Genomic DNA, 18,090 nt, shown 5'->3' on the forward strand with positions numbered 1-18,090 from the left:
GTCCGGGGGCCTTCGCGGGCCGCCGCGCGCCCCCGCCCGGACCCCGCTCGCGACCCCCGCGGGGACCAGCCCGGACAAACCCTCCCGTTGTGGCTATGCGCTCGGTCACAGCCTCGGGTTCTGTAGCTCTTCCCCCCTCCGCAACCCCGCGGATCGCACTAACGTCACCCCCATGACAGTGACCCCTGACCGGCCCACGCCGCACGCCGCCGCTGCCAATCCCGCCGCACCCACCATCATCGACCGCTTCGTGGGCGCCAACCGCGAGTACGCGGTGACCTTCCAGGACGGCGGCATGGACGCCCGCCCGGTCCAGAAGATCGCCGTGGTGGCCTGCATGGACGCCCGCCTCGACCTGTTCGCCGCGCTCGGCCTCGAACTCGGCGACGCGCACGTCATCCGCAACGCCGGCGGCGTCGTCACCGACGACACCATCCGCTCCCTGACCATCAGCCAGCGCGCCCTGGGCACCCGCTCGATCGCGCTGATCCACCACACCGGCTGCGGCCTGCTCGGCCTCACCGAGGACTTCCGCCGCGAACTGGAGGCGGAGGTCGGCCAGCGCCCGCAGTGGGCGGTGGAGGCCTTCGTCGACCTGGACGGCGACGTCCGCCAGTCCATGCAGCGGGTGCGCACCTCTCCCTTCCTCCTCCACACCGACGACGTCCGCGGCTTCGTCTTCGACGTCCACACCGGACTGCTGCGCGAGATCCACTAGCGAGCGCCCCCGCCCCGGGCATCCCGGGGCATCCCGGGCACCTCCGTCCGCACCGAACCCTGGGGTGACTTCCGGCCACCCCAGGGGGGAGAATGCGCCTGCCGGTCGGACCCCGAACCACCTGGGGCCGGCGCGGCCGCAGGCCACCCACGGCGCCGGATTCCACCCTCGGAACCGCCCTCGGGCCGGCCGCGTCCAGCAGGGGTGGGGTCCGGCCTCGGGGTGAGGCGGGACAGGGTGTCAGGGAGCGTAAACGGGTGACGAGCTACAACGATCAGGCCGGTCTCGGCGGTCCTGCGGGGGGCCAGGGGACGGACGGGTACCACCGGGTCGGGCTTCCCGAACTCGCCGCCGTCGTGGACAAGGTCCGCGCCAACATCGAGAGCGTGATCGAGGGCAAGCCGGAGGCCGTCCGGATCGCCCTCACGGTCCTGCTCGCCGAGGGCCACCTCCTGTTGGAGGACGTGCCCGGCGTCGGCAAGACCATGCTGGCCAAGGCGCTCGCCCGCTCGGTCGACTGCACCGTGCGCCGCATCCAGTTCACGCCCGACCTGCTGCCGTCCGACGTGACCGGCACCAACATCTACGACCAGCACCAGCGCGACTTCGAGTTCCGCCCTGGCGCCATCTTCGCCCAGATCGTGGTCGGCGACGAGATCAACCGCGCCTCGCCGAAGACCCAGTCCGCGCTGCTGGAGTCGATGGCCGAGCGCCAGGTCACCATCGACGGCACCAGCTACGAGCTGCCCTCGCCGTTCATGGTCGTGGCCACCCAGAACCCGGTCGAGATGGAGGGCACCTACCCGCTGCCCGAGGCCCAGCGCGACCGCTTCATGGCCCGGATCTCGATCGGCTACCCCAGCCCCGAGGCCGAGTTCGCGATGCTGGACGTGCACGGCGGCGCCGACCCGCTGGCGGACCTGCAGCCGGTCGCGCACGCCTCCGACATCCTCAAGCTGATCGACCTCGTCCGCTCCGTGCACATCGCCGACCCGGTCCGCCGCTACGCCGTCGACCTGGTCGGCGCCACCCGCACCAGCCACGAGCTGCGCCTGGGCGCCTCGCCCCGCGCCACCCTGCACCTGGTCCGGGCCGCCCGCGCCGCCGCCGCGCTGGACGGCCGCGACTACGTCATCCCGGACGACCTGCAGCGCATGGCCGTCCCGGTCCTCGCGCACCGCCTGATGCCGACCGCCGAGACCCAGCTGAACCGCCGCACCACCGAGCAGATCGTGGCCGAGCTGGTCTCCCGGGTGCCGCTGCCGCGCCCGCAGGGCGGCCCGGCCGTCCGGAGGGGCTGAGGTGACGGCATCCGACCAGGCCTCGGGGCTACGGGCCGGAATCCGCGGCCTGACCACCCGGGGCCGTTCCTTCCTGGCCGCCGGGCTCACCGCGATGGCCTGCTCCTACGTGCTCGGCCAGGACGCCCTGCTGCGCGTCGGCGTGCTGCTCGCCGTGCTGCCGGTGGTCGCCGTGCTGGTGGTCGCCAACACCCGCTACCGGGTGGCCAGCGGGCGCCGGCTCAGCCCGCACCGGGCCGTCGCCGGCCAGGAGGCCCGGGTCCACCTGCGGATCGACAACGTCTCGCGGGTGCCCACCGGCGTGCTGCTGCTGGAGGACAAGGTCCCGTACGTGCTCGGGCCGCGCCCGCGCTTCGTCCTGGACCGGGTCGAGCCGCACGGATTCCGCGAGGTGTCCTACCGGGTCCGCTCCGACCTGCGCGGCCGCTACCCGCTCGGCCCGCTGCACCTGCGGCTGACCGACCCGTTCGGGATGTGCGAGGTCAGCCGCGCCTTCGCCGCCCACGACGTGCTCACCGTCGTCCCCCAGGCCCAGGCCCTGCCGCACGTGCGGATCAGCGGCGAGTGGGCCGGCCAGGGCGAGAGCCGCAGCCGCACCCTGGCGCTGGCCGGCGACGACGACGTGATCCTGCGCGAGTACCGGCCGGGCGACGACCTGCGCCGGGTGCACTGGAAGTCCACCGCCCGCTACGGCGAGCTGATGGTGCGCCGCGAGGAGCAGCCGCAGAAGGCCCGCGCCACCGTCCTGCTGGACACCCGGGAGATCGCCCACCGGGGCAGCGGCCCCGCCTCCTCCTTCGAGTGGGCGGTGAGCTGCGCCGCCTCCGTCGCCACGCACCTGCTGCACCGCGGCTACCAGACCCAGCTGCTCACCGACACCGGCCACTGGGTGCCCGGCCCGGACAGCGGCAGCCACCAGCCCGCCGAGATCTCCGGACTGATCCTGGACGCCCTCGCGGTCGCCGACCTGTCGGACGGCGGCGGGCTCTCCCGCGCCGAGGAGCCGCTGCGGGCCACCGGCGAGGGCCTGCTGGTCGCCGTCCTCGGCGAGCTGGACGAGACCCAGGCCGCCCGGCTCGCCCGGCTGCGCGGCCGCACCGGCGGGGCGATCGCCGTCCTGCTGGACACCGGCACCTGGACCGGTCTGCGGATGCTCGCCCCGCACACCGGCGGCGACGAGTTCCGCGCCCGGGCCCGCCAGCTGAGCGAGGCCGGCTGGACCGTCCTGCCCGTGCGGGCCGGCGACTCCCTGCCCGACCTCTGGCAGCGCGTCGACGGCGCCAAGACGACCGCCCACCATCGAGAAGGGGCCGGCGCGTGACCACCCGGGCCAAACTGACCGTCTACTCGGCGCTGGCCACCGCCCTCGCCTCGCTGTGCCTGCTCCCGCTGCTGACCACCCGCAGCTGGCTCACCTTCAGCCTGCTGGTGATCGCCGTGCTCGCGGCCGCCGGCGCCGGCCTGCGCCGCTCCCCGCTGTTCCGGTGGAGCGTGCCGATCGCCCAGCTGCTGCTCCTGCTGCTGCTCCTGCTGATCGGCTTCGGCGGCGGGTTCGTGCCCGGGCCGACGACCATGCGCCACCTCAGCAACACCTTCTCGGACGGCGTCTACGACATCGGGCAGTACGCGATGCCGGCGCCGCCCACGGCCGGCCTGCGGCTGATCCTGGTCTCCTCGGTCGGCCTGATCGCCATCGTGGTGGACACCCTCGCGGTCACCTACCGGCGCGCGGCGCTGGCCGGGCTGCCGCTGCTGGCGCTGTACTCGGTCGGCAACGGGCTGGCCAAGGACCGCGGCAGCTGGATCTGGTTCGCCCTGGCCGCGCTCGGCTACCTCGTCCTGCTGTTCGCCGAGGGCCAGGACCGCGCCACCCGCTGGGGCAAGGTCTTCCGCGGCCCGCAGGGCGTCGGCGGCGCCACCTCGGTGAGCCCGGGCGGCCGGCAGGTCGGCGTGCTCGCGCTGGCGGTGGCCCTGCTGCTGCCCGTCCTGATCCCGCAGGTCGGCGCCGGCCTGCTGGGCTCCGGCTCCGGCGGGTCGTCCTCCGGGAGCGGCAACGGCACCGGCGGCGGCACCGCGAGCAGCCTCGACCCGATGGTCAGCCTGGAAGCGGCGATCACCAAGCCCAACGACACCGTGCTGTTCACGTACAGCATGGACAGCGCCCAGGCCGACCAGACCTACCTGCGCACCGGCTCGCTCGACCAGTTCGACGGCACCAGCTGGAAGCTCAGCAGCACCACGGTCAACGACCTGCCGACCAACCTGCCCAACCCCGAGGGCCTGCGGGACTCCATGGTCCCCCGGATCGAGAGCGACTTCCGGGTCGGCGACAAGCTGGGCGGCAAGAGCTGGCTGCCGATGCCGTACCCGGCCTCGTCCGTCCAGGTCCCCAACCGGAGCGAGTGGAAGCTCGACCCGCTGACCCGCACCGTCGTGCCGGTCGGCGACAACGCGATCCGCGACCTGAACTACCACGTCACCTCGTACGACCTGCGCCCCACCGCCAACGAGCTGCGCACCGCGGCGCTCCCGCCGCAGGACATCCGGGACCGCTACACCGCGCTGCCGGACGGCCTCCCTCCGGTGGTCGCCGAGCAGGCCAAGGCGATCACCGCCGACGCGCACAACGACTACGACCGGGCGACGGCGCTGGTGCGGTACTTCACCAGCCCGCAGTTCACGTACGACACCTCGATCTCCGGCGGCACCGGCAACGACGCCATCGCGGTCTTCCTGCGCGACCGCAAGGGCTTCTGCGTGCACTTCGCCTCCAGCATGGCGGCGATGGCCCGCACCCTGAAGATCCCGGCCCGGGTCGCGGTCGGCTTCACCCCCGGCGACACCAAGGGCGGCGGCGTCTACTCGGTGAGCGGCAAGATGTACCACGCCTGGCCCGAGCTGTACTTCTCCGGCTACGGCTGGCTGCGCTTCGAGCCGACGCCGAGCCGCGGCGTCGCGCCCAAGTACACCGAGACGTCCAGCACCCCGACCACCGCGCCGACCGCGGCGCCGACCACGGCCGCGCCGACCGCCGGTGCCACGCCGACGCCGAGCGCCAGCAAGGCCTGCGGCGGCAAGCAGCAGCAGCTGGGCGACTGCGGCGGGCAGACCAAGACCGTCACCCACACCGCCGACGAGTCCTGGCTGCCGTCCTGGCAGCTGCTGGTCACCCTCGCCGCGGTGCTGCTGGTGATCGTCCTGCTGCTCGTCCCGATGCTCTGGCGGGGCGCCCTGCGCCGGCGCCGGCTCGGCGGCGGCGGGCGGCGCCGCCCCGGCGGCGACGGTCCGGCGGAGCTCACCGACGCCCAGGTGCTGGCCGCCTGGCAGGAGCTGGTCGACTCGGCCTGGGATCTCGGGCTGCCGCCGGACGAGTCGCGCACCCCGCGGGCGACCGCCCGCCGGATCAGCGACGCCTCGCGGCTGGACCCGGACACGGCGGCGGCCACCGGCCGGGTGGCGCTGGCCACCGAGCGGGCGCTCTACGCCCCGTCCGGTCAGGTCACCACCGCGCCGCTGACGGCCGACGTCCGGGCCGTCCAGCAGGTCCTGCGGGCCAACGCCGGCCGGGGCAGGCGACTGCGCGCGCTGCTGCTGCCGCCGTCCTCGGTGCAGCTGTGGTGGCGGGCCTCCGACGCGGTGCGGGCGGGCCGGGCCGCGCTCGGCGCCCGCGCCGAGCGGGTCTCGGCGGCCGTCCTCGGACCGGTGCGGCGGGCGTTCACCCGGCGCCCGAAGCCCTGAGCACCGGGGCCCCGGAGCACGCGTCTCCGGGGCCCCCGGCCGGGGAACAGCGAAACGCCGGGGCGGGCAGTCGGATCGACTGCCCGCCCCGGCGTTTCGAGGCTTCGGTGGGCGGTGGGCTCAGAACCCGCCGGTCTGCTCGTCCCGGCGGCGCTGCCAGCGCTGCTCCACCCGGTCCATCATCCCGGCCTTGCGGCGCGGCGCGGCGGCCGGACGGGGGCCGGAGCTCTGGCCCGCGGGCCCGCGCCGCCAACCGGTCACGGCGAACACCGCACAGCCGAGCATCACCAGGAAGCCCACGACGCTGACCCAGATCTGGTCCGGGACGACCATGCCGCCCATCAGCAGGCCGATGCCCACCACGAAGCCGGCGACGGCCAGGTAGACCCGCCGACGGGTGTAGGTGCGCAGCCCGGATCCTTCGAGCGCCGACGCGAATTTGGGATCTTCGGCATACAGCGCTCGCTCCATCTGGTCGAGCAGTCGCTGCTCGTGCTCCGAGAGCGGCACGGAGTCCTCCTACTCGTCGGTCGCGGGTGCGACCGGTCCGCCACCCCGGTCGGGGCGGCCAGTCCAAATCAGCCTTGGGGCACGTGGTCGGACGCCTGTGCGGGGGCCCGGCCCGTGTCAGCCATATGCCCCACGCGTCCGGCGGTCATGCTTTCCGGCTTTACCCAGATCATACGGTCCACGAGCCGGTTCCGGAGTGGTCTGCGCCGCGTGGGACGGGCCACTTCGGCCGGTCGGGGCCGCACCCGGCTCAACGCCGTGCGAGCCGGACAAGTGCCCGAACGGGTGGAATCGGCCCGGACCTGGGGAGCTTCACGAACGGGCCACGGCGCGACCCGAAGCGGGCGCAGGGCGTCCGGAAGGCGTCCGCGCGGCGAACCGCCGCCGGACGGGGTGCGAACCGTACGGCGGCGGACGGCCGGGACAGCGGCGGGCGGGGGGCTCCGCGGCGGTTTCAGGCCAGGGTGGCCAGCAGGTGCAGCTGGGTGGCGACGGCGTGGAACGCGGGCTGGGCGGCGGCCGCCTCCTCCAGCTTCAGCAGCGCCTCCATGGCGCCCGGCTCGGTGTCCACCAGCACGCCGGGAACGAGGTCGGCGAAGACCCGGACACCGTGCACCGACTCCACCCGCAGGCCCGCGGCCTCGGCCAGCCGGCCCAGTTCCTCGCCGGTGAAGCGGCGCGGCATCGGGTCCTGCTCGCCCCAACGGCCGTCCGTGGCGGAGAGCACGGTGCGGGCCTCGGTGAAGTGCCCGGCCAGCGCGCGGGCCAGCACGGCGCCGTTGCGGTTGGCGGCCAGCAGGCTGACGAACCCGCCCGGGCGCAGGGCGGCGGCCAGGCTGCCGAGCGCCTCGGCCGGGTCGTCGACGACCTCCAGCACGCCGTGACAGAGCACCGCGTCCACGCTGCCCGGGTCGACCACCTCGGGCAGCGTCTGGGTGTCGCCCTGGACGGCCCGGACGAGGTCGGTCACCCCGGCCTCGGCGGCCCGGCGCTCCAGCGCGAACAGCGCGTCCGGGCTCGGGTCGACCACGGTCACCCGGTGGCCGAGCTTGGCCACGGGCACGGCGAAGTTGCCGGTGCCGCCACCGGTGTCGACCACGTCGAGCACCGGCCGGTCCAGCTCGGCCGCCCGCTTCTCCAGGGCTGCCCGCACCACCTCCCACACCACGGCGGTACGCAGGGAACTGCGGGGACGCGTCGGGTACACGGTCGGGCTCCTTGGCACGTGGAGTTCGATCAGAACGCCTCCACCTTAGACCGGGTCGTCACACGCTCGGCCCACCCCCGCTCGGGTCACCGGCGTCCAGCGGCAGCCGGGGCGCGGGCGGGGCCGCGCGCAGGCCGAGCAGCCGCTCGACCAGCCGCAGGAACAGGGCGGAGTTGCGGATCAGGTCGTCGGCGTCGCGGGCGGAGGCCGCGCCCCGGATCCCGGCCTCGGCGGCGGCCCGGCGGCGGGCGCCGGCGCCGTAGTACACCGCCCACTCGGCGAGTTCGGGGGCCACCTCGGGCAGCACCTCCCAGGCGCTGCGGATCGCCTTGCGCCGGCGCGGGTTCTTCTCCGGCCGGCCGCGCACCGCCAGGACGGCCGCCACCGTGCGCAGCGCGGCCAGGTGCGCGGTGGCGTAGCGCTCCAGCGGGTCCTCCAGGGCCCGGGCCCGGGCGAGGGTGCGGTGCGCGTCGGTGAGCAGGTCGAGGGCTGCGGGCGGCGCGGCGATCCGGCGCAGCACGGGGTGGACGTCGCCGCCGGCGGGGCGCGGGCCCCGGTCGTACGGCAGGGCGGCGGAGTGGAGGCGGGCGGTGACGGGCTCAGGACGGCTGATGGTCATGGTCTCCCCCGTTCCGAGGCAGCGCGCGGACCGGGCGGCCCGTGCTCCTCCATCGTGAACGGGACCACTGACAACGCGGTCCTGACGGTGCTTCGGGCAGCATTCCGGCGGCGGGCGCGAACCGTTCCCCCGCTCCGCGCCGCCGCCGTGTGCCCCGCTCCGCCGTCCCCCCGCGGGCGGCGGAGCGAACTCCCCCGGGTCGGCCGGTCTCCCCCCGGCCCGCTCCGCCGCCCCGTGCCGGCGGTGCGGGGCCCGTGACCGGCGCCCTCGACGGACCTCCGCCGCCGTCCGCCGGCCGTCGCGGCCGGGGACGGACGGGTCCGCCACCCCCGGGCGGTCGGACGCCCGACGCGCCGGCCTCCCGGGTGCCACCACTCTCCCGTCCCGGCGGGTGCGCGGGCATCCGCTCCGCTACTCAACCCCGGATCTGAGTACTCGTACTCAGATCCGCCCCGACCGGCCGACCGCCCCGGGAACCACCGCGACCTGCGCGGACGTCCCGGTCGGCGGGCCGGTACGGTACGGCCGGGGTCCGAACCATGGGAGTGCGATGACGATCGTGCCGCTGATCTTCACCAGCGGGCTGGCCAGCGGCATCAACGCGTACGCGGTGGTGCTGCTGCTCGGGCTGCTGGGCCGCTTCGCCGGCGCGGAGTCGGTGCCGCCCGCGCTGGAGCGCACGGACGTGCTGGTCGCGGCGGCGCTGCTGTTCCTGCTGGAGGCGGTGGCCGACAAGATCCCGTACGTGGACAGCGTCTGGGACCTGGTGCACACCGTGATCCGGCCGATCGCCGGCGCCACCGTGGGCGTGCTGATGGCGAGCCACGACCCGGGGTCGCTCGGCGAGGTCGCCGCCGGCGCGGTGGGCGGCACCACGGCGCTGGTCACCCACCTGGTGAAGGCCTCGCTGCGGATGGCCGTCAACACCTCGCCCGAGCCGGCCAGCAACATCGCGGTCAGCCTGCTGGAGGACCTGTCGGTGGGCGGCCTGGTCACCCTGGCGATCTTCCACCCGTGGCCGGCCGCCTCGATCGCCGCCGCGCTGCTGGCCGCCGGCCTGCTGCTGGTGTGGCTGGCCGTCTCCCGGATCCGGGCCTTCCGGGCCCGCCGCCGCGAGCGCCGGGCCGCCCGGGCGCAGGCCCACGTCTGACGGCGATCTAGGATCGGGTGCCATGGCAGAGATCGTCGTCATCGGTGCAGGAATGAGCGGGCTCGCGGCGGCCTCCCGGCTGGCGACCCTCGGCCACCGGGTGACGGTCTGCGAGGCGAGCGGCACGTACGGCGGCATGGTCGGCCGGTACGAGCGCGACGGCTTCGCCTTCGACACCGGCCCCGGCCTGCTCACCCTGCCCGCCGTCTACCGCGACCTCGCGCTGAAGACCGGCAAGGAGCCGCTGGAGCAGCTGGTCGAGCTGACGCCCGTCGACCCGGAGAGCCGGCACCTGTTCCCGGACGGCACCGACCTGACCCTGCCCAACGCCTCGCGCGGCGGCGTCAGCCAGGCCCTGGACGCCGCCTTCGGCGCCGGCTCGGGCGCCCGCTGGAGCGCGGTGATGAACCACGGCCGCACGGTCTGGGAGGCCACCCGGCGCCCGCTGCTGGAGGAGCCGCTGCCGTCCGAGCACGGCGTGCTGACCCCGGCCGACCGCGCGGTGTTCGACACCGACCCGTACCCCGTCCCGCCGCGCACCGGCCTGGCCCGGCTGCGCAGGCCGGTCCGCTGGACGCTCGACACCGTGGCGCACCGGCAGCTCGGCGGCCACCCGGGCCTGACCGCGCTGCTGGGCGAGCCCGCGCTGCGGTACGGCCTGACCGCCGGGCAGGCCCCGGCCGGGGCCGCCGTGCTGGCGTACATGGAGCAGTCCTTCGGCGTCTGGTACGTCCGGGGCGGGCTGCGGGCGCTGGCGGACGCGGTGTACCGGCGCTGCGAGCTGCGCAAGGTCGCGTTCCGCTTCGACACGCCCGTCACCCGGGTGGTCGTCGAGGACGGCCGGGCCCGCGGCGTCGAGACGGCGGACGGCCGGATCGCCGCGGACGTGGTGATCTCCGCGATGGACACGGACGCGCTGTTCCGCCAGGGCATCGCCGACTGGCCGGGGGTGCCGCCCCGGGAGTGGGAGCCGGTCGAGGTGCCCGGCCGGTTCAGCGTGCTGCTGGCCCTGCGCGGCGGCCGGCCGGCCGGCACCGTGCACCGGACGGTCGTGCACGCCGCGGACCCGGCCGCCGAGGCGAACGCGCTCACCCTCAGTGAGCCGCCCTGCGAGCGCCCGACCGTCCAGGTGCTGCGCCCGGACGACCCGACGCTGCGCCCGGACGACGCGCACGAGAGCGTGGTGCTGACCGCGACCGTCCCGGCCCAGGACGAGGTCGACTGGACGGCCCCCGGCTTCGCCGACCACTACGCCGACCGGCTGCTCGCCCACGTCGACGCGGCCGGTCTCGGCCTGCGCGAGCGGGTGCTGTGGCGGGTGGTGCGCACCCCGGAGGACACCCGGCGGGAGACCGGCGCGCTGTTCGGCGCCGTCGCCCAGCCGGTGCTCGCCGGCTCCGTCGCGCCGTCCTCGGGCCTGAAGGCCGCCAACGAGTCGCCGGTCCCGGGCCTCTACCTGGTCGGCGGCGGCGCCCACCCGGGCGGTGGACTGGCCCGGGTCGGCATGTCGGCCTGCATCACGGCCGGCCTGATCGGCCCGGCGTGACGGCCGGGCCGGATCAGCCCTGCTGCCAGGTGTTCTGCTGCTGGTAGCCGTAGTGCTGGTGCTGGTCGTAGCCCGGCTGCTGCGGGACGGCCTGCTGGGGGACGGCCTGCTGGGGGACGGCCTGCTGGGGCTGCCACTGCTGCTGGGCGTTCTGGTCCCACCCCTGCGGCTGGGCCTGCCACTGCTGCTGGTCGTAGCCCGCCTGGTAGGCGCCGGCGTACGGGTCCTGCTGCTGGTGCTGGAGGTCCTGGTGCTGCTGCGGGTAGCCGCCGTACGCCTGGTCGTAGGAGGCGTAGGCCGGCTGCTGCTGGGTCTGCCACTGCTGCTGGTCGTAGCCCGCCTGGTAGGCGCCGGCGTACGGGTCCTGCTGCTGGTGCTGGAAGTCCTGGTGCTGCCCGGCCTGGGGCTGGAAGTCCTGGTGCTGCCCGGCCTGGGGCTGGGCCTCCGGCTGCTGCTCGTAGTAGCCGGGCGCGTAGACGCCGTCCTCGGCGAGGCCCTGCGGCTCGAAGGCGGCCGTCCGCTCGACCTCCGGGACGTCCTGCGCGACCTCGTCCGGGGCCGCCTCCTCCACCGAGCCGACCTCGCCGACCCGCTCCTCGGCGGCCGCGGCCGCCGCGGCGACGGCGGCGCCGCCGGTCAGGGCGCCGAGCAGGGGCACCTTGGCGAGCGGACCGGGCAGGGCGCCGTCCGCCTTCCGCAGGGACCAGCCGGCCTGGTAGCCGCGCTTGACCGAGAGGGTGACGAAGGTCTGGCCGACCGCGAACAGGACGGCCCCGGCACCGATCACCACGACCGAGCCGAGGGTCATGCCGGCGGCGACGCCGAGGAAGCCGGCCAGCGCGAGGAGGCGCCAGTGCAGCGGCGCCCGGTTCTGCAGCAGCACCTCGGCGACCAGCCAGAGCGCCACCACCGCCAACGCGACGTACAGCAGCAGGTATCCGATGCCCATCCGCCCGCTACCTCCAGTCGCGTGCCCGCGCGCGCCGCGCGTGTGCGGCGACTGTACCGGTTCAACGGCCGAGGTACCGCATCGCGTTCCCTCCGCCCCGGGCCCCGGCCGCACACGACCGAGCCCGTCACCGTCCGGACGGTGACGGGCTCGTGAACGGGCTCGTGAACGGGCACGAAGGCCCCGCTCAGCGCACGTGCAGGCCGAGGTTCTGGTAGATCTCCAGCGTCGCGGTGGAGTGGTTGAGCGTGATGAAGTGCAGGCCGGGCGCGCCCTCGGCGAGCAGCCGCTCGGCCATCGCGGTGGCGTGCTCCATGCCGACCGCCCGCAGCGCCGCCGGGTCGTCGATGGCCGCGCGCAGCCGGGCCTCCAGCTCGGCCGGGAAGGCCGAGCCGCTGAGCTGCGGGAAGCGCTCCAACTGCTTGGCGTTGGTGACCGGCATGATCTCCGGGATGATCGGCGCCTCGCAGCCGGCCGCCGCGACCCGGTCGCGCAGCCGCAGGTAGTCGTCGACCTCGAAGAACATCTGGGTGATGGCGTAGTCCGCGCCGGCCCGGATCTTCCCGACGAAGTGCCGGATGTCCTCGTCCCAGTCGGTGGAGCGCGGGTGCATGTTCGGCGAGGCGGCGACGCCCACGCAGAAGTCGCCGATCCCCTTGATCAGCTCGACCAGCTCGTACGCGTAGGTGACGCCCTCGGGGTGCCGGACCCACTCGCCCATCGGGTCGCCGGGCGGGTCGCCGCGGACGGCCAGGACGTTGCGCACGCCCTGGTCGGCGTACTGGCCGATGATGTTGCGCAGTTCGGCGATCGAGTGGTCCACGGCGGTCAGGTGGGCGACCGGGGTCAGCGTCGTCTCGGTGGCGATGCGGCCGACCATGTTGACGGTGCGCTCGCGCGAGGAGCCGCCGGCGCCGTACGTCATGCAGACGAAGTTCGGGTCGAGCGGTTCGAGGCGGCGGATGGCGTCCCAGAGCTTCTGCTCGCCCACCTCGGTGCGGGGCGGCATGAACTCGAACGAGAAGGACCGCTTGCCGGCCGCCAGCAGCTCGCGGACCGTCAGTGCGCGGTCCGTCCGGGTGGAAGCGATACCGAGTGCCATGCTGACAGGCTATCGGCCGGGTTCGGGCGGCCGACAACCCGGTCCCACCTGGTGAGACGGTCGATGGGCGGTATTCCGGCTATGTCCGGCCATGGCCGGTACGGCCCCGGCGCCGGCTCGCACGGATGTTCCCAGCCGCCCCGCTACGCTTGCTGCACCCGAGTGAATCAGCGGAGCCCCATCGTGACCTCGTCCAGCAACCGGCCGGCCAACCCCATCGACGTGGAGGACGTCCGTACCCGCGTCAACGACGCCCTCGCCGGGTTCATGGACGGCCAGGCCGCGCTGCTCGACAAGATCTCGCCGCAGCTGGCGCCCGCCACCGAGGCGCTGCGCGACTTCCTGCTGGACGGCGGCAAGCGGCTGCGCCCCGCCTTCTGCTACTGGGGCTGGCGCGCCGCGGGCGGCCCGGCGGCCGGCGACGGGATCGCCCACGCGGCGGCCGCGCTGGAGCTGCTGCAGGCCAGCGCCCTGGTGCACGACGACCTGATGGACCGCAGCGACACCCGCCGCGGCCTGCCCTCCGTGCACCGCCGCTTCGAGGCGCTGCACCGGGACAGCGGCTGGCGCGGCGACCGCGAGCAGTACGGCGCCTCGGCCGCGGTGCTGCTCGGCGACCTGCTGCTGATCTGGTGCGACGAGCTGTTCCTGCGCTCGGGCCTGGAGCCGGCCGCCGTGCTGGCCGCCAAGCCGGTGTTCGACCTGATGCGCACCGAGGTCATGGTCGGCCAGTACCTGGACGTGCTGGAGCCGGTGGCCGGCGACTCGGCCGACGACGGCGCGCTGGAGCGCGCGCAGACCGTGCTGCACTACAAGTCGGCGAAGTACACCATCGAGCGCCCCCTGCAGGTCGGCGCCCTGCTGGCCGGCGCCGGACCGGAGCTGGTCGAGGCGCTCGGCGCGTTCGGGCTGCCGCTGGGCGAGGCCTTCCAGCTGCGGGACGACCTGCTCGGCGTCTTCGGGGACCCGGCGGTCACCGGCAAGCCCGCCGGGGACGACCTGCGCGAGGGCAAGCGCACCCTGCTGGTCGCGCACGCGATGCGCGGCCTGTCGCCCGACGAGGCCCGGCACCTGGACCGCCGGCTCGGCGCGCCGGACCTGGCCGCGGCCGAGGTCGTCGAGCTGCGCGAGCTGGTCGCCCGCAGCGGCGCGCCCGAGCGCGTGGAGCAGCGGATCGCCGAACTGATGCGGCACGCGCTGGCCGCGCTGGCGGCGGCGCCGCTGGCGGACGAGCGGGCCCGCGAGGTGCTGCTGGCGCTGGCCGAGGCCGCCACCGTCCGCAAGTACTGAGTCCGTACGTACTGGAGTCCGTACGGGCGGACGGCGACGGCGCCCGGTCATTCGGCGTCGTTCGGCGTCGTTCGGCGTCGTTCGGCGTCGTTCGGCTCAGACCGCCGCGCGCACCCGGCGGGCGAGCTCGGCGGCGGCCGCCCGCGGGTCGTCCGCCGCGGTGATCGCCCGGACCACCACGATCCGGCGGGCGCCGGCCGCCAGCACCTCGTCGAGGTTGCCGAGGTCGATCCCGCCGATCGCGAACCACGGCCGGTCGGTGGGCTGCTTCGCGGCGTACCCGACCAGGCCGAGGCCCGGCGCGTGGCGGCCCGGCTTGGTCGGGGTCGGCCAGACCGGGCCGGTGCAGAAGTAGTCCACGCCCGGCTCGGCGATCGCCGCGTCCACCTCGGACTCGGCGTGGCAGGAGCGCCCGATCAGGACGTCCTCGCCGAGGATCGCCCGGGCGGCCGGCACCGGCAGGTCGTCCTGGCCCAGGTGCAGCACGTCCGGCCGGGCCGCGTGGGCGACGTCGGCGCGGTCGTTGACGGCCAGCAGCTTGCCGTGCCGGCGGCAGGCGTCGGCGAAGACCTCCAGCGCCGCCAGCTCCTGCTTCGCCTCCAGGCCCTTGTCGCGGAGCTGGACGATGTCCACCCCGCCGGCCAGCGCCTCGTCGAGGAAGTCGGCCAGGTCGCCCTGCGCGCGACGGGCGTCGGTGCACAGGTAGAGCCGGGCGTCCGCCAGGCGGGCGCGGCGGTCGGTCGTCACAGCGCCATGGCCTGGGCGCGGCGCTTGACCTCGGTCGCGCGGTTCTCCCACAGGGCCTGCACCGGGGTGCCGGGCAGCGACGCGTCCTCGGTGAACATCCACGCGATGATCTCGTCGTCGCTGAAGCCGCTGTCCCGCAGCACGGTCAGCAGGCCGACCAGGTGCTTGACCGGGCCGTCCTCGTCGATGAACGCCGCCGGGACCTGCAGCGACTTGTTGGGACCGCGGCGGACCGCGATCAGGTCACCCTTCTTGACCATGTTGCGGACCTCGGTGACCAGCACACCCCACCGCTCGGAGATGTCGGGCAGGTACAGCCACTCGGGGACCAGGGCGTCAGTCTTGGCATCGATCTCACTCACGGCACCAGACTGCCACCTCCACGGGGCCCCGCGCACCAAGGGCCCGGTCACGGGCACCCGTGAGGTCAGCGCACCGCCGCCTTGAGCGGCACTTCCGGGTCGGCCGCGCGGGCCGGGTCCAGCGCCGTGCCGCGCTCGATCAGCTTCCGCCCCTGGGTGAGGTCGCGCGGCCGGTCCACGGTCAGCAGCGCGCTCGGCACGCCGTCGCGCAGCCAGAGCACCGCCCAGGAGGCGTCCTGCGGGCTGCCGCGCCACACCAGCCGGTCGCCCTCGGCGTGCCGGCCGGCGTACTGCACCATCCGCCCGAACTGCTCGGACCAGAAGTACGGCACCGGGTCGTACGCGGGCGCGTCCGCGCCGAGCACCGCGGCGGCGGCCGCCTCGCCGGACTGCAGGGCGTGGTCCCAGTGCTGGACGGCCAGCCGGCCGCCGGCCCGGGCCGAGGGGTAGCTGACGCAGTCCCCGACCGCGAGGACGCCGGGCAGGTTGGTGCGCAGCCGCCCGTCCACGACGACGGCGCCGGTCGCGTCCAGCTCGACGCCGGAGCCGGCCAGCCAGCCGGTCGCGGGCCGGGCGCCGATGCCGACCACCACCTCGTCGGCGGCCAGGTGCGAGCCGTCCGCCAGCCGCACCGCGCCCGGCTCCACCGCCTCGACCCCGACGCCGCAGCGCAGCCCGATCCCGGCCTCCGCGTACCAGGCGGCCATCGCCGAGCCCACCTCGACCGGCAGCGCGCCCGGCAGCGGCGCCGGGCCGGCCTCCACCACGGTCACCTCGCAGCCGGCCTGCCGGGCGGCCGTCGCCACCTCGGCGCCGATCCAGCCCGCGCCGACCAGCACCAGCCGGCGGCCGGGGCGCAGCAGCGCGCGCAGCGCCAGGGCGTCGTCCAGGGTGTGCAGCAGGTGGGCCCGGTCGGCGCCGGGCAGGGCGCGGGGGACGGCGCCGGTGGCGATCACCAGCGCGTCGTACGTCAGCTCGCCGGCGTCGGTGTGCAGCACGCCGGGGGCCAGGCCGGTGGCACGGCGGCCGAGCAGCAGTTCGACGCCGAGCTCGTCGTAGTCGATGTCCAGGGTGGTGGCGTCGGCCTTGCCGAGGAGCACGTCCTTGGAGAGCGGCGGCCGGTCGTACGGCGCGCGCGGCTCCTCGCCGACCAGCACGATCCGCCCCCGCCAGCCGCCCTGCCGCAGCTTCAGGGCGCACTGCGCCCCGGCCAGCCCGGCTCCGACGACGACGACCACCTGGTCCGTTCCGCTCAGCTCTGCCACGCCCGTCACTGTACTCAGGGCCCTTCACGGCCCCGCCGGCCGCCCTGCGTACGGCCCTTCGGCCGCACCGACCCCCGGCGTTAAGGTGGTGGCACACACGGGAGCCCGGCGAACCGGGCTGAGAGGCGGGCTGGCACGGCCCGCGACCGTCCGAACCTGATCCGGGTCATACCGGCGAAGGGAGCAGAGCAGCTTTGTCACGCTTGCCATCGGGCGCCCGCGCCGACGTGCTGGTGATCGGCGGGGGCATCATCGGCCTCGCCGTCGCCTGGCGCGCCGCGCAGCGCGGCGCGGGGACCGTGATCGTGGTCGACCCCTCCCCCGGGGGCGGGGCGGCCGCCGTCGCGGCCGGAATGCTCGCCCCGGTCACCGAGCTGCAGTACGGCGAGGAGCCGCTGCTGCGCCTCGGCACGGCCTCGAACGAGCGGTACGCGGCCTTCGCCGCCGAGCTCACCGAGGCGAGCGGCGGCGCGGAGACCGGCTACCGCCGCTGCGGCACGGTCGCCGTCGCGCTGGACTCCGACGACCGCGAGGAACTGCGCGAACTGCACGCCTTCCACCAGCGGCTCGGCCTGGACTCGACCTGGCTGAGCGGCCGGGAGGCCCGCAAGCTGGAGCCGATGCTCGCCCCCGGCGTGCGCGGCGGCCTGCACGTCGCGGACGACCACCAGGTCGATCCCCGGCGGCTGCTCACCGCGCTGGTCGCCGCCTGCGAGCGGACGGACGTGCTGCTGCACCGCACCGAGGCCGTCGAGCTGCTGGTCGAGGACGGCCGCGCGGTCGGCGCCCGGCTCCGCACCGGGGAGACGGTGCGCGCCGACCAGGTCGTGCTCGCCGCCGGCCCGCACAGCCACCGGCTGCCCGGCCTGCCCGAGGGCGTGCTGCCCGCGATCCGCCCGGTGAAGGGGCAGGTGCTGCGGCTGCGGATACCGGACGCCTACCGGCCGTTCCTCTCCCGCAACGTGCGCGCCGTGGTGCGCGGCCGGCACATCTACCTCGTCCCGCGCGAGAACGGCGAGATGGTGGTCGGCGCGACCACCGAGGAGCAGGGCTACGACACCACCGTCACCGCCGGCGGCGTGTACGAACTCCTGCGCGACGCCCATGAGTTGGTCCCGGGGATCACCGAACTCCCGCTGCTGGAGACCTCGGCCGGGCTGCGCCCGGGCTCGCCGGACAACGCCCCGCTGCTGGGCCCGACCTCGCTGCCCGGCCTGGTCGCCACCACCGGCCACTACCGCAACGGCGTGCTGCTCACCCCGGTGACCGCCGACCTGCTCGCCGACTACCTGACCACCGGCGAAGTCCCGGAGCTGGCACGGCCGTTCACGCCCGCCCGGTTCGCCCAGGACCACCCCGTCACGAAGGCCTCCGCATGACCGAGATCGCCCTGACCGTCAACGGCGAGCCCCGCCGACTGCCCGCCACGACCACCCTCGCCGAGCTGGTGGCCACCGTCAGCGCCGCCAACACCGGCGTCGCCGCCGCGCTCAACGAGGCCGTGGTGCCGCGCAGTTCGTGGTCCGAGACGACGCTCAGCGGCGGCGACCGGATCGAGATCCTCACCGCCGTCCAGGGAGGCTGAC

At 75.3% G+C, this 18,090-nt stretch carries 17 protein-coding genes and 1 riboswitch; of the genes, 9 read left to right on the forward strand and 8 right to left on the reverse strand.

Annotated elements, in window-relative coordinates; translation table 11 throughout:
• Positions 1-172 precede the first annotated feature (172 nt).
• From VM95_RS01635 to VM95_RS01650, 4 genes are all read left to right on the forward strand, one after another.
• A complete protein-coding gene (locus VM95_RS01635) occupies positions 173-718 on the forward strand; it encodes a beta-class carbonic anhydrase (RefSeq protein WP_045692135.1) in 546 nt (181 codons plus the stop codon).
• 257 nt (positions 719-975) lie between these two features.
• The gene (locus VM95_RS01640) at positions 976-2,019 is read left to right on the forward strand and encodes an AAA family ATPase (RefSeq protein ID WP_045692136.1); all 1,044 of its coding nucleotides are present in this window, start codon (positions 976-978) and stop codon (positions 2,017-2,019) included.
• 1 nt (position 2,020) lies between these two features.
• Positions 2,021-3,340 (forward strand): DUF58 domain-containing protein, encoded by a 1,320-nt coding sequence (locus tag VM95_RS01645; protein ID WP_045692137.1) that lies wholly within the window; start codon positions 2,021-2,023, stop codon positions 3,338-3,340.
• A complete protein-coding gene (locus VM95_RS01650; RefSeq protein ID WP_045692138.1) occupies positions 3,337-5,757 on the forward strand; it encodes a transglutaminase TgpA family protein in 2,421 nt (806 codons plus the stop codon). The genes VM95_RS01645 and VM95_RS01650 overlap by 4 nt, the downstream gene beginning before the upstream one ends.
• 120 nt (positions 5,758-5,877) lie before the next feature.
• On the opposite strand, the gene VM95_RS01655 is transcribed toward VM95_RS01650, so the two are convergent.
• The 3 genes from VM95_RS01655 to VM95_RS01665 form a co-directional block, all read right to left on the reverse strand.
• Complete coding sequence (locus VM95_RS01655) at positions 5,878-6,267, reverse strand: DUF3040 domain-containing protein (RefSeq protein ID WP_045692139.1); 390 nt, start codon at positions 6,265-6,267, stop codon at positions 5,878-5,880.
• 454 nt (positions 6,268-6,721) lie between these two features.
• Positions 6,722-7,474 (reverse strand): methyltransferase domain-containing protein, encoded by a 753-nt coding sequence (locus tag VM95_RS01660; protein ID WP_045692140.1) that lies wholly within the window; start codon positions 7,472-7,474, stop codon positions 6,722-6,724.
• Positions 7,475-7,532: 58 nt separating this feature from the next.
• Complete coding sequence (locus tag VM95_RS01665; protein ID WP_045692141.1) at positions 7,533-8,093, reverse strand: SAV_6107 family HEPN domain-containing protein; 561 nt, start codon at positions 8,091-8,093, stop codon at positions 7,533-7,535.
• A 550-nt stretch (positions 8,094-8,643) separates the two neighbouring features.
• On the opposite strand from VM95_RS01665, the gene VM95_RS01670 reads away from it, so the two are divergent.
• Together VM95_RS01670 and VM95_RS01675 are read left to right on the forward strand one after the other, a co-directional pair.
• Entirely contained in the window at positions 8,644-9,243 is a 600-nt protein-coding gene (locus VM95_RS01670) for a DUF4126 domain-containing protein (protein WP_045692142.1), read from the forward strand.
• A gap of 22 nt (positions 9,244-9,265) precedes the next feature.
• Positions 9,266-10,789 carry a phytoene desaturase family protein gene (locus VM95_RS01675; protein ID WP_045692143.1) on the forward strand — a complete coding sequence of 508 codons (1,524 nt, stop codon included), beginning with the start codon at positions 9,266-9,268 and terminating at the stop codon, positions 10,787-10,789.
• Between the two features lie 13 nt (positions 10,790-10,802).
• Here VM95_RS01675 and VM95_RS01680 read toward each other — a convergent pair whose 3' ends face one another.
• Together VM95_RS01680 and metF are read right to left on the reverse strand one after the other, a co-directional pair.
• Positions 10,803-11,738 carry a hypothetical protein gene (locus tag VM95_RS01680; protein WP_052707085.1) on the reverse strand — a complete coding sequence of 312 codons (936 nt, stop codon included), beginning with the start codon at positions 11,736-11,738 and terminating at the stop codon, positions 10,803-10,805.
• 187 nt (positions 11,739-11,925) lie between these two features.
• The gene (gene metF, locus VM95_RS01685) at positions 11,926-12,840 is read right to left on the reverse strand and encodes a methylenetetrahydrofolate reductase [NAD(P)H] (protein WP_045692144.1); all 915 of its coding nucleotides are present in this window, start codon (positions 12,838-12,840) and stop codon (positions 11,926-11,928) included.
• A gap of 183 nt (positions 12,841-13,023) precedes the next feature.
• Here metF and VM95_RS01690 point away from each other — a divergent pair, with 183 nt between their 5' ends.
• Positions 13,024-14,130, forward strand: a complete 1,107-nt coding sequence (locus VM95_RS01690) for a polyprenyl synthetase family protein (RefSeq protein ID WP_045692145.1) — start codon at positions 13,024-13,026, stop codon at positions 14,128-14,130.
• 96 nt (positions 14,131-14,226) lie between these two features.
• Here VM95_RS01690 and thiE read toward each other — a convergent pair whose 3' ends face one another.
• From thiE to VM95_RS01705, 3 genes are all read right to left on the reverse strand, one after another.
• Complete coding sequence (thiE, locus tag VM95_RS01695; protein WP_045692146.1) at positions 14,227-14,877, reverse strand: thiamine phosphate synthase; 651 nt, start codon at positions 14,875-14,877, stop codon at positions 14,227-14,229.
• A complete protein-coding gene (locus VM95_RS01700) occupies positions 14,874-15,239 on the reverse strand; it encodes an Rv2175c family DNA-binding protein (RefSeq protein ID WP_045692147.1) in 366 nt (121 codons plus the stop codon). The genes thiE and VM95_RS01700 overlap by 4 nt, the downstream gene beginning before the upstream one ends.
• A gap of 65 nt (positions 15,240-15,304) precedes the next feature.
• Entirely contained in the window at positions 15,305-16,504 is a 1,200-nt protein-coding gene (locus VM95_RS01705) for an NAD(P)/FAD-dependent oxidoreductase (protein WP_052707086.1), read from the reverse strand.
• A gap of 87 nt (positions 16,505-16,591) precedes the next feature.
• A riboswitch (TPP riboswitch) is annotated at positions 16,592-16,705 on the forward strand.
• Here VM95_RS01705 and thiO point away from each other — a divergent pair.
• Together thiO and thiS are read left to right on the forward strand one after the other, a co-directional pair.
• On the forward strand, positions 16,699-17,883 hold the full coding sequence (gene thiO / locus VM95_RS01710) for a glycine oxidase ThiO (protein WP_425265274.1): 1,185 nt from the start codon (positions 16,699-16,701) through the stop codon (positions 17,881-17,883). (Overlaps the previous riboswitch by 7 nt.)
• Complete coding sequence (gene thiS, locus VM95_RS01715) at positions 17,880-18,089, forward strand: sulfur carrier protein ThiS (RefSeq protein WP_045692150.1); 210 nt, start codon at positions 17,880-17,882, stop codon at positions 18,087-18,089. The genes thiO and thiS overlap by 4 nt, the downstream gene beginning before the upstream one ends.
• Position 18,090 lies beyond the last annotated feature (1 nt).

The organism is Streptomyces rubellomurinus, from assembly GCF_000961885.1.
GTDB lineage: Bacteria > Actinomycetota > Actinomycetes > Streptomycetales > Streptomycetaceae > Kitasatospora > Kitasatospora rubellomurina.

Excerpts from the sequence above, each read along its gene's own strand:
- VM95_RS01670 (WP_045692142.1), top strand. The coding sequence starts at position 8,644 with ATGACGATCGTGCCGCTGATCTTCACCAGCGGGCTGGCCAGCGGCATC.
- VM95_RS01675 (WP_045692143.1), top strand. The coding sequence starts at position 9,266 with ATGGCAGAGATCGTCGTCATCGGTGCAGGAATGAGCGGGCTCGCGGCG.
- thiS (WP_045692150.1), top strand. The coding sequence starts at position 17,880 with ATGACCGAGATCGCCCTGACCGTCAACGGCGAGCCCCGCCGACTGCCC.
- metF (WP_045692144.1), bottom strand. The coding sequence starts at position 12,840 with ATGGCACTCGGTATCGCTTCCACCCGGACGGACCGCGCACTGACGGTC.
- VM95_RS01680 (WP_052707085.1), bottom strand. The coding sequence starts at position 11,738 with ATGGGCATCGGATACCTGCTGCTGTACGTCGCGTTGGCGGTGGTGGCG.
- VM95_RS01665 (WP_045692141.1), bottom strand. The coding sequence starts at position 8,093 with ATGACCATCAGCCGTCCTGAGCCCGTCACCGCCCGCCTCCACTCCGCC.
- VM95_RS01635 (WP_045692135.1), top strand. The coding sequence starts at position 173 with ATGACAGTGACCCCTGACCGGCCCACGCCGCACGCCGCCGCTGCCAAT.